Origin of the sequence: Prevotella multiformis DSM 16608 (assembly GCF_000191065.1) — a bacterium.
In the GTDB taxonomy this organism is placed as follows: Bacteria; Bacteroidota; Bacteroidia; order Bacteroidales; family Bacteroidaceae; genus Prevotella; species Prevotella multiformis.
This window is the reverse complement of record NZ_GL872297.1, coordinates 1-788: the sequence shown is the minus strand read 5'-3', so window position 1 is coordinate 788 and position 788 is coordinate 1. Positions and strand designations below refer to the sequence as shown.

Sequence of the window (788 nt, the reverse complement as noted above, 5' to 3'; positions counted from 1 at the left end):
ACGCATCATAGAAGATGATAAATCGAGTGTTATCTCCTTGACAGTCTTTCGTTTAGAAAGGTTTATCTTCTTGAGAACCTTAATAATGTCCTCTGCTTTGGTCCCTTTAACCACAGCTACCAAAGTCCCTTTTCTGCCCTTTCCCGCCTTGTTGGTCAGAAAAGTATAAACCTCGCCACTGCTTAGACAGGTCTCATCAATACTTAGACTCTCTCCTATGTTGTCTTCAAACAATAGCCAGTCTTGAGCATGACTCAACTGATCCCAGCTACGATAATCACTGAAATATTCCTTGTACTGTGTGGATAACAGCTTGCCATTTACGCCATAGTGAGTACCGATACTTGCGATGCTCTCTGCAGTGGACTCAATTCTATTCTTTTAAAAAAGAAACGAACTCTGGGGATAGTTTACTGCCCTCAGCCGTCAAATCATCATATGAATAAGTAAATATCTCTCCATTGGAACTGTCACGCCACTTGCGACGGCGCACATGGAGGTAAACAGCTTTGCCACGAAGGGGAAAGTCCTGAATAACACGCTCGCTGGTAAAACCATAACTGCTTACAGTGCCTAACTTATGGTCTGACTTTTCCATGAAGTTACGCTCGTCAAGCCAAAAGTCAAACTGCGAAACACTCTCGTGAATATCGACAACATCAAAGTAGTCGGCAAGTACATCTGGAAAGATGCAACGTAATAATTGGTGACTCTTCATGATGCAAAGGTAATAAATACTTATGAAATTGTGTGCTTAAGAGGATAGGCTTGCAACTGGGTTTTAGGAC

At 42.1% G+C, this 788-nt stretch carries 2 protein-coding genes; both read right to left on the bottom strand.

The genetic code is table 11. The features are described from left to right. On the bottom strand, nt 1-258 hold a 258-nt coding region (locus tag HMPREF9141_RS12355; protein ID WP_083809469.1), incomplete at its 3' end, for a transposase. 115 nt (nt 259-373) lie between these two features. Beyond that, entirely contained in the window at nt 374-718 is a 345-nt protein-coding gene (locus HMPREF9141_RS12350; protein ID WP_007369112.1) for an ISAon1 family transposase N-terminal region protein, read from the bottom strand. Nucleotides 719-788 lie beyond the last annotated feature (70 nt).